Origin of the sequence: Sphingopyxis sp., from assembly GCF_016704835.1 — a bacterium.
GTDB lineage: Bacteria > Pseudomonadota > Alphaproteobacteria > Sphingomonadales > Sphingomonadaceae > Sphingopyxis.
The window spans coordinates 590,984-600,000 of sequence record NZ_JADIZJ010000001.1 but is presented as its reverse complement, the minus strand read 5'-3'; the positions used below and the strand labels follow the sequence as shown (position 1 = coordinate 600,000).

The 9,017-nt window shown below is 63.3% G+C and carries 6 protein-coding genes, 1 tRNA gene and 2 rRNA genes (1 of these 9 cut by a window edge); 7 read left to right on the top strand and 2 right to left on the bottom strand.

What is annotated here, in order from left to right; translation table 11 throughout:
* The 3 genes from IPF76_RS03050 to IPF76_RS03040 form a co-directional block, all read left to right on the top strand.
* Window positions 1-1,205 (top strand): 23S ribosomal RNA (locus IPF76_RS03050); it begins 1,587 nt to the left of the window's first position.
* 119 nt (window positions 1,206-1,324) lie between these two features.
* A 5S ribosomal RNA gene (gene rrf, locus IPF76_RS03045) occupies window positions 1,325-1,439 on the top strand.
* A 116-nt stretch (window positions 1,440-1,555) separates the two neighbouring features.
* Window positions 1,556-1,632: transfer RNA gene (locus IPF76_RS03040), tRNA-Met, on the top strand.
* 137 nt (window positions 1,633-1,769) lie between these two features.
* Here IPF76_RS03040 and IPF76_RS03035 read toward each other — a convergent pair.
* Complete coding sequence (locus IPF76_RS03035; protein WP_293839471.1) at window positions 1,770-2,408, bottom strand: TetR/AcrR family transcriptional regulator; 639 nt, start codon at window positions 2,406-2,408, stop codon at window positions 1,770-1,772.
* Between the two features lie 65 nt (window positions 2,409-2,473).
* Here IPF76_RS03035 and IPF76_RS03030 point away from each other — a divergent pair, with 65 nt between their 5' ends.
* Genes IPF76_RS03030 through IPF76_RS03020 form a run of 3 tightly spaced genes read left to right on the top strand, consistent with a single transcriptional unit; the run spans window position 2,474 to window position 6,603 of the window.
* Entirely contained in the window at window positions 2,474-3,901 is a 1,428-nt protein-coding gene (locus tag IPF76_RS03030; protein ID WP_293839468.1) for an efflux transporter outer membrane subunit, read from the top strand.
* Window positions 3,898-5,049 carry an HlyD family efflux transporter periplasmic adaptor subunit gene (locus IPF76_RS03025; RefSeq protein WP_293839465.1) on the top strand — a complete coding sequence of 384 codons (1,152 nt, stop codon included), beginning with the start codon at window positions 3,898-3,900 and terminating at the stop codon, window positions 5,047-5,049. The genes IPF76_RS03030 and IPF76_RS03025 overlap by 4 nt, the downstream gene beginning before the upstream one ends.
* A gap of 3 nt (window positions 5,050-5,052) precedes the next feature.
* Window positions 5,053-6,603: a DHA2 family efflux MFS transporter permease subunit gene (locus IPF76_RS03020; RefSeq protein WP_293839462.1), complete on the top strand. Its 1,551-nt coding sequence runs from the start codon at window positions 5,053-5,055 to the stop codon at window positions 6,601-6,603.
* A gap of 17 nt (window positions 6,604-6,620) precedes the next feature.
* Here IPF76_RS03020 and IPF76_RS03015 read toward each other — a convergent pair whose 3' ends face one another.
* Complete coding sequence (locus IPF76_RS03015; protein ID WP_293839459.1) at window positions 6,621-7,046, bottom strand: VOC family protein; 426 nt, start codon at window positions 7,044-7,046, stop codon at window positions 6,621-6,623.
* Window positions 7,047-7,126: 80 nt separating this feature from the next.
* Between IPF76_RS03015 and IPF76_RS03010 the strand changes: the two genes are divergently transcribed.
* The gene (locus tag IPF76_RS03010) at window positions 7,127-9,001 is read left to right on the top strand and encodes an ABC-F family ATP-binding cassette domain-containing protein (protein ID WP_293839456.1); all 1,875 of its coding nucleotides are present in this window, start codon (window positions 7,127-7,129) and stop codon (window positions 8,999-9,001) included.
* Window positions 9,002-9,017 lie beyond the last annotated feature (16 nt).

The following is a 9,017-nucleotide window of genomic DNA, read 5'->3' as shown; positions in this document are numbered from 1 at the left end:
GTCTCCTGAAGGAACTCGGCAAATTGCCTCCGTACCTTCGGAAGAAGGAGGCCCCACTTCTGGGCAACCAGTTGTGGGGGGCACAGGCCAGGGGGTAGCGACTGTTTAGCAAAAACACAGGGCTCTGCTAAGTCGGCTTCAAGACGACGTATAGGGCCTGACGCCTGCCCGGTGCCTGAAGGTTAAGTGGAGTGGTGCAAGCTGCGAAATGAAGCCCAGGTAAACGGCGGCCGTAACTATAACGGTCCTAAGGTAGCGAAATTCCTTGTCGGGTAAGTTCCGACCTGCACGAATGGCGTAACGACTTCCCCACTGTCTCCAGGAGATGCTCAGCGAAATTGAATTCTCCGTGAAGATGCGGAGTACCCGCGGTTAGACGGAAAGACCCCGTGCACCTTTACTGCAGCTTCAGAGTGGCATTAGGAAAGAACTGTGTAGCATAGGTGGGAGGCTTTGAAGCCAGGTCGCCAGATCTGGTGGAGCCATAGGTGAAATACCACCCTGTTGTTTTCTGATGTCTAACCTCGATCCATGAAACTGGATCAGGGACCCTCTGTGGCGGGTAGTTTGACTGGGGCGGTCGCCTCCTAAAGAGTAACGGAGGCGTGCGAAGGTAGGCTCAGGTTGGTCGGAAATCAACCGTCGAGTGCAATGGCATAAGCCTGCCTGACTGCGAGACTGACGAGTCGAGCAGAGACGAAAGTCGGTCATAGTGATCCGGTGGTCCCGAGTGGAAGGGCCATCGCTCAACGGATAAAAGGTACGCCGGGGATAACAGGCTGATGATTCCCAAGAGCTCATATCGACGGAATCGTTTGGCACCTCGATGTCGGCTCATCACATCCTGGGGCTGGAGCAGGTCCCAAGGGTTTGGCTGTTCGCCAATTAAAGTGGTACGTGAGCTGGGTTCAGAACGTCGTGAGACAGTTTGGTCCCTATCTGCCGTGGGCGTCGAAATTTGAGAGGAGTTGACCCTAGTACGAGAGGACCGGGTTGAACATACCTCTGGTGTACCTGTCGTCACGCCAGTGGCGCAGCAGGGTAGCTATGTATGGACGGGATAACCGCTGAAAGCATCTAAGCGGGAAGCCTCCCTCAAGATAAGATTTCATAGAGCCGTGGAAGACCACCACGTTGATAGATCGGATGTAGAAGCGCGGTAACGTGTGGAGCTAACCGATACTAATTGCTCTATTCGCACTTAAGAGTCCCACCATCAACGACAGTCCTGATAGGATTGTCCGCGAAGTGGATGATTGTAATATAGTCCAAATTGCACGGGCATTCGATTGAAACCCAAATTCGACCCACGCCGGCTTCATTGCTTGGTGACCATGGCGTCAGTGACCCACCCGATCCCATCTCGAACTCGGCCGTGAAACCTGACAGCGCCGATGGTACTATGGCTCAAGCCCTGGAAGAGTAGGACGTCGCCAGGCATTGTAGCCGGCGTGTGGACGAATTTTGGAAAAACCCATTCACAAAGTTAGAGGCCGGCAGAAATGCCGGCCTTTTGCTGTTTTCGCGGAACGCTACGGCGCCGTGACATTGGTGGCGCGGGATGGAGCAGCCCGGTAGCTCGTCAGGCTCATAACCTGAAGGTCGTAGGTTCAAATCCTACTCCCGCAACCAACAAAAGCCCGCGTTCCCCAGGGGATTGCGGGCTTTTTTGCGTCTGTCGCTCGCTTCTTGATGGCGGCGCGAAATGACCGACATGGGAGGCAAGCTGCCCTCATATCGTCGGTGTGGTCGCTATTGCGGGCACCGGGCTATGGGGGCATCGTCGCTCCCCACGCACGGTAAAATGTGTCGATAGCAGCGTCGATTTCGGCAGCGATCCGCTGGTGGTCACGACCTTCGGGCAGGCCGAGCACTGCGTGCTGGTAGATGCCTGACTGGCAAAGACCGGCGAAATGGTAGACCGCCTGCATCGGATCGCCCGGGCGGAGTTCGCCGCGCGCCATCTTTTCCGCCATCCATTCGGCAAGCCGCGCCTTGCCCCGGCGTGGGCCGCGATCATAAAAGGTTTCGGCGAGATGCGGGAAGCGCTCGGCTTCGGCAACGACGAGGCGATAGAGCGCGAGCAAGGCCGGCGACATCAGCGTCGCCATAAGCACATGGCCGAAGCGGCCAAGAACGTCGGTCACCGGCTCATCGACAGGCAGGTCGATCTGCAGAGCCTGCCCATAGCTGGCAACGATATCGTCAACAACGGCGGCGAACAGATCTTCTTTCGATGGGAAATAGGTCCACAAGGTCGTCTTCGACCCGCCGACCTTGCCGGCGATCGACGACATGGTCGTCCCGGCATAGCCATTGGCGAAAAACAGCGCGCGCGCCGCATCGACAAAGGCCTTGCGCCGCGCCGCCGCGGCGTTATCGACGGCAAGTGTACGGTCTAGTATCATTTCGATTGACAACCCATTTTCTGAAGTTCATTGGCGCATGATACCAGCTAGTATCGTTGGAAGCCATGCCCCGATCGATTTTTCTCACACCCGCCGTGTTCGGCCTGCTTGCAGGGTGCACGAACGTTCCCGACCTAGGGCCGGCTCCTGTCCCTGCGTCCGCTACGGCGCTTGCGTCGGGCGCCAGCTATACCGACGCGTCAGGTCCGTGGCCTGCCGAGGGCTGGTGGCAGGGTTTTGGCGATGCGCAGCTGTCGACGCTGATCGCCGAAGGGTTGGATGGTTCGCCCGATGTCGCAATTGCCGCGGCGCGGCTCCGCGCCGCCGAGGCGCTCGCGCAGCAGGCGGGTTCCGCCCTGTCGCCGCGGGTTGTGGCAGAGGGTAGCGTTGGCGGCGTCCAGCAGAGCAAGAATCTGGGGATCCCGCCGCAATTCGTCCCCGACGGGATACAGGATACCGGCCATATCGCGGCGACCTTTGTGTTCGATCTCGATCTGTGGGGCCGCAATCGGTCCGCGCTCGCGGCGGCGACGTCGGAGGTCGAAGCTGCGCTTGTCGACGCGGCGCAAGCGCGGCTGATGTTGACCACCGCGGTGGCGTCGGCCTACGCCGATCTCGCCGGGTATCACGCGGCGCGCGACGTTGCCGTAGAAGCGGTGCGCGTGCGCACCGCAAGCGCTGACGTGTCGGGCGCCCGCGCGCGCGCCGGTATCGAAAATCAGGCAAGCGAACGGCAGGCCGAAAGCCGCGCCGCGTCTTCGCGCGCCGATATCGTGGCGCTTAATGAAGCGATTGCGCTGACTCGCAACCGGCTCGCCGCGCTGGTCGGCGCCGGTCCCGACCGCGGTCTGGTGATTACGCGGCCCATGCTGGCTCGCCCGCCGCTTGGCCTGCCGAGCGGCGCCGGTATCGACCTGATCGGGCGGCGACCCGACATCGTTGCGGCTCGCCTGCGCGCCGAAGCGGCCGCCAAGCGCATCGACGTTGCGCGCGCGGATTTCTACCCCAATCTCAGTCTCTCGGCGCTGGTCGGTCTTCAGTCGCTCGGGCTATCGAACCTGTTCAGCGCGGGCTCCGAATATGGCAATGGCGGCGCCGCGATCAGCCTGCCGATGTTCGACGGCGGACGGCTCGCGGGGCGTTACCGCGGCGTCCGCGCCGATTATGACATCGCGGTTGCGAATTATGACCGTAGCCTGATCGGCGCGCTGCGCGACGTCGCCGACATCGCGCAGAGCCGCGCCGCGACCGACCGCCAGCTGGTCGAACGACAAGAGGCGCTCGCCGCCGCCACAGAAGGCGCGAAGCTCGCGGGGCTGCGCTATCGGGCCGGGCTGTCAAACCAACTCGATCAGCTGACCGCCGAGGACAATATGGTCGCCTTGCGCCGCGCCGTCGCCGACCTCGAGGCGCGGCGCCTTTCGCTCGACATCGCCCTTATCCGCGCGCTCGGCGGCGGATATCGGTCCGCCAATCCAACAGGAGACGAATGATGGCCGATGAAACGGCTGCGTCGCCGACCGACGCTCCCGAAGCCACCCCGCCCGAACGCACGGCGAAGCGCACCAAGGCGTTCCGCATTCTCGGGGTTGTCATCCGGACGGCCGCGATCTTGTGGGGGCTCTGGTACTTCCTGACGCAGTCTGGCCGTGTCCACACCGACAATGCTTATGTCGGCGCTGACGCCGCGCAGGTGACCGCGCTGATCTCCGGACCTGTCAAGGAAGTCCGCGTCAGCGGGACGCAGGCGGTGAAGAAGGGCGACATCCTCGTCATTCTCGATGACGCTGATCAGCGGATCCTGGTCGCCGACGCCGAAGCCGCATTGCGTCTGGCACGTCAACGCTATGGTCAGGCAAGCGCGACCGCCGACGCGGCCCGCGCCCGGGTAGGTGCTCGCGGCGCCGATATTGCGCAGGCGCGTGCGCGGCTCCGCGATGCCGACGCGGCGGTGATGCGCACCCGCGCCGAATTCGCACGGCGTGAGAGCATCGCGGGGACCGGCGCTGTGTCTGGCGAAGAACTTTCGGCGGCGCGCGCGGCGCTTGCCTCGGCGCAGGCGGCGCGCGACCTCGCCGCCGCCGGTATCGTGTCGGCCGAAGCAACGCGTGGTTCAGCAGGCGGCGATCTCGGCGCCGCCGAAGCCGTGGTGCGCGGGACGACGATCAACACCGCCCCCGATGTGGCGGCGGCCGAAGCGCGGCTCGAAAAAGCCCGCCTCGACCTTGCCCGCACCGTGCTGCGCGCCCCGGTCGACGGCATCGTCACCAACCGGCAGGTTCAGGTCGGCCAGCGGATTGCCGCGGGCGCGCCGATCATGATCCTGGTCCCGGTCGCGACCGCCTATGTCGATGCCAATTTCAAGGAAAGCCAGTTCCAAGACATCCGCATCGGCCAGCCGGTTGAGCTGACCTCGGACTTTTACGGCGGCGACGTCGTCTATCGTGGCAAGGTCGTCGGTATCGCCGGCGGTACCGGCGCGGCTTTCTCGTTGATCCCGGCCCAGAATGCGACGGGCAATTGGGTAAAGGTGGTGCAGCGCCTGCCGGTGCGTATCGCGCTCGATCCGAAGCAGCTCAAAGAGTATCCCCTGCGGGTCGGGCTATCGATGGAAGCCACGATCGACACGCGCGGCCGATAAGCGATGGCCAGCGCCGCCGCCTCTGCCGCCGCGATACCCGCCGAGCCGCAACCGCTTACCGGCGTGCGTCTGATCGTCGCCGCCTTCGCTCTCGCGCTCGCCAATTTCGTCGTCGTGCTCGACATGACGATCGCCAATGTGTCGGTGCCGCATATCGCGGGCGGGCTCGCGGTGTCGCCGACCCAGGGCACTTGGGTGATCACCAGCTATGCGGTCGCCGATGCGATCGCAGTGCCGCTCACCGGCTGGCTCGCGATGCGGTTCGGGACCGTGCGCTGGTTCATGATCTCGATCATCGGCTTCGGAATTTTCTCATTTCTGTGCGGGATATCAAGCACCCTTGACGCGCTGATCCTGTTCCGCGTTCTGCAGGGACTTGCGGGCGGTCCGCTAATGCCGCTGTCGCAGATATTGTTGCTACGGATTTTCCCGAAAAAGAAAGCTGGAATCGGCCTTGCGATCTGGGCGATGACGACGACGACGGCGCCGATCCTAGGGCCGATTCTGGGGGGCGCGATCAGCGACAATTGGACCTGGCCGTGGATCTTTTTCATCAATCTGCCGGTCGTCGCGATATGCGGTTTTGGCGTGTTTTCCTTGCTGACGCCGTTCGAAACCAAGCGCGAAAAAGCACGAATCGACACGGTCGGTTTGATCCTGCTCGTCGTCTCGGTCGGCGCGTTCCAGATCATGCTCGATACCGGGCGCGAGCATGACTGGTTCGCATCGACATGGATTGTCGGGCTCGCGGTTCTCGCCGCGATCAGCTTCGCCGCCTTTGTAATCTGGGAACTAACCGACGCCAATCCGGTCGTGAACTTGCGCATCTTCCGGTTTCGCGGGTTCAGTTTTGCGACGGTTGCCATATCGCTTGGCTTTGGCGCCTTCTTCTCGCAGGTCGTGCTAACTCCGCTCTGGCTCCAGCAGGTGGCGGGCTATACGGCGACCGAGACAGGCTATATCGTTGCGTGGATCGGCGTGTTCGCGGTGCTGTTCTCGCCCATTGCTGCGGGTCTGATCGGCAAGATCGACATTCGGATTTCGATCTGCGCCGGCATTTTGTGGATGGCGATGACTTCGGTCCTCCGCGCCAGTTGGAATGCCGATGTAAACTATTGGACGCTGGCGCTGCCGCATTTGTTGCAAGGGATGGGCATGCCCTTTTTCTTTGTCGGTCTGACCGCGCTGGCGCTGAGTTCGGTACCCGAAAAGGATCAGACTTCTGCAGCCGGGTTGATGAGCTTCCTGCGTACCCTGAGCGGCGCGATGGGCACCGCTATGGCGACGACAGCGTGGGACAGCGCCAGTCGCACCTCGCGGTCCGAACTGGCGTCATCGCTCAACGATCCGGGGGCGACGATGAGCGCGTTGGAGCGCGCGGGGCTGACCCTCGAGCAGGCGCGCGGCGTGATCGACCGGCTGGTCGAGGTTCAGGCGGCGACGCAGGGCGTGCTGCACCTATTCCTGGCGTCGGGAACAATTTTTCTCATTGCCGCCGCCGCGGTATGGTGCGCGCCGCTACCCAAACGGGTGTCAATGGGGACCGCACACTAATCGTGTCACCCGCACGATCATCCGGTCGCGAACAGTTGGCGTATATCCGCAAATGCCTTGAACTCCAGCGCATTACCCGCGGGGTCGATGAAGAACATCGTTGATTGCTCGCCCGGTTGTCCGGCAAAACGCGTCTGCGGTTCGATGACGAACGCGACGCCGTGCGCGACCAGCCGGTCGGCCAGCGCCTGCCAGTCGGCGGGGAGCAGAACGACGCCGAAATGCGGCACCGGCACCGCATGGCCGTCAACCGGATTATGCCCCGCCACCGCTTCGCGCCGCTCGGTGCGGTGTGCCACGATCTGGTGGCCATAGAGGTTGAAGTCGATCCAGTCGGCATCGCTGCGCCCCTCGGGGCAGCCGAGCACGCTGCCATAGAAATGCCGTGCGGCGTCGAGATCGTCGACGGGAAAGGCGATGTGGAAGGGGGCAAGGTCGGTCATTCTTTGCATCTGCCGCACCTTTGAGCAGAATACCAGTGCAGGACTTGGGTTGTGCGCCGCAACATGCTAGGCGCGCGCCCATGCTGACGATCAACGGAATCACTGTACGCCTTGGTGGGCGCACCATCCTCGAACGCGCCACCGCTAGCCTACCGGCAAAAAGCCGCGTTGGGCTGATCGGGCGCAATGGCGCGGGCAAATCGACGCTGATGAAGGTGATGATCGGCCAGCTCGAGGCGGACGAAGGCAGCGTCGACATGCCGCGGCGGACGCGCGTCGGCTATATCGCACAGGAAGCACCGAGCGGCACCGCGACGCCGTTCGACACCGTGCTCGCCGCCGATACCGAACGCGCGGCGCTCCTCGCCGCCTCGGAAACCGAGCAGGATCCCGACAAGCTCGGCGATATCCACGAACGGCTGATCGCAATCGACGCCTACACCGCCCCGGCGCGCGCCGCGCGCATCCTGATCGGGCTCGGCTTCGACGAGGATATGCAGGGCCAGCCCCTCGACAGTTTCTCGGGCGGGTGGAAGATGCGCGTTGCGCTCGCGGCGCTGCTGTTTTCCGAGCCCGATCTGCTGCTGCTCGACGAACCGTCGAACCACCTCGACCTCGAAGCGACCTTGTGGCTCGAAAACTTTCTGCGCGGCTATCCGGGGCAGCTCGTCGTCATTAGCCACGAACGTGACCTTCTCAACAATGTCGTCGACAATATCCTCCATCTCGAGGGCGGCAAGGTGATGCTCTATGCCGGCGGCTATGACGCGTTCGAGCGCCAACGCGCCGAACGCGCCGCCCAACTCGCAGCCGCCAAGGCATCGCAGGATGCCCAGCGCGCCAAGCTGCAGGACTATGTCGCGCGCAACAGCGCGCGCGCCTCGACCGCCAAGCAGGCGCAGTCGCGCGCCAAGATGCTCGCGCGGATGCAACCGATCGCCGCGCTGGCGGAAGATCAGACGCTCGCGTTCGATTTTCCTAGCCCCGACGAGCTGAAACCGCCGCTGATCACGCTCGATCTCGCCAGCGTCGGCTACGCCGACAAGCCGGTTCTCCAGCGGCTCAACCTGCGGATCGACCCCGATGACCGCATCGCGCTGCTCGGCCGCAACGGCAATGGCAAGACGACGCTCGCCCGCTTACTCGCGGCGCAGCTGGTGCCTATGGCCGGCGCCATGGCGGCATCGGGCAAGATGCGCGTCGGCTATTTCACCCAATATCAGGTCGAGGAACTCGACGGCAAGGACACCCCGCTGGCGCATATGACGCGGGTGATGGAAGGCAAGACGCAGGGCGCGGTGCGCGCGCAGCTCGGCCGTTTCGGCTTTTCGGGCAACAAGGCGATGACCGAGGTCGCCAAACTGTCGGGCGGCGAAAAGGCGCGGCTGGCGCTGGCGCTGATCACCCGGGACGCGCCGCATCTGCTGATCCTCGACGAACCAACCAACCACCTCGACGTCGATGCGCGCGAGGCGCTGGTACAGGCACTCAATGGCTTCGACGGCGCAGTCGTGCTGGTCAGCCACGACCGCCACATGCTCGAACTTACTGCCGACCGGCTGGTGCTCGTCGATGACGGCACCGCGCGCGAATATGACGGCAGCATGGACGATTATGTCGACATGATCCTCGGCAAGGGTCCGCAAAAGGACCGGGTGTCGAAAGCCGACAAGAAGGAAGACCGCAAGGCCGCCGCCGCAGCGCGCGAGGCCGCGGCGAAGGTGCGCAAGGAAGTGTCGGACGCCGAGGCCGATCTCGCAAAATATCAGGTCATTCTGTCGGCCATCGACCGCGCGATGTTTGATCCGCAGGGTGCGGAGAATGAATATAAGGGCCTGACGATGAGCGAATTGTCGCAGCGGCGCGGCAAGATCGTCGCGGCGCAGGAAGCCGCCGAAGCACGCTGGGTAGCGGCGGGAGAAGCTCTGGAGGCATTTGAGGGCGCGGGGGCGTAAAGCGCGTTGCAGTGCC

Excerpts from the sequence above, each read along its gene's own strand:
- IPF76_RS03030 (WP_293839468.1), top strand. The coding sequence starts at position 2,474 with ATGCCCCGATCGATTTTTCTCACACCCGCCGTGTTCGGCCTGCTTGCA.
- IPF76_RS03020 (WP_293839462.1), top strand. The coding sequence starts at position 5,053 with ATGGCCAGCGCCGCCGCCTCTGCCGCCGCGATACCCGCCGAGCCGCAA.
- IPF76_RS03015 (WP_293839459.1), bottom strand. The coding sequence starts at position 7,046 with ATGACCGACCTTGCCCCCTTCCACATCGCCTTTCCCGTCGACGATCTC.
- IPF76_RS03035 (WP_293839471.1), bottom strand. The coding sequence starts at position 2,408 with ATGATACTAGACCGTACACTTGCCGTCGATAACGCCGCGGCGGCGCGG.
- IPF76_RS03010 (WP_293839456.1), top strand. The coding sequence starts at position 7,127 with ATGCTGACGATCAACGGAATCACTGTACGCCTTGGTGGGCGCACCATC.
- IPF76_RS03025 (WP_293839465.1), top strand. The coding sequence starts at position 3,898 with ATGATGGCCGATGAAACGGCTGCGTCGCCGACCGACGCTCCCGAAGCC.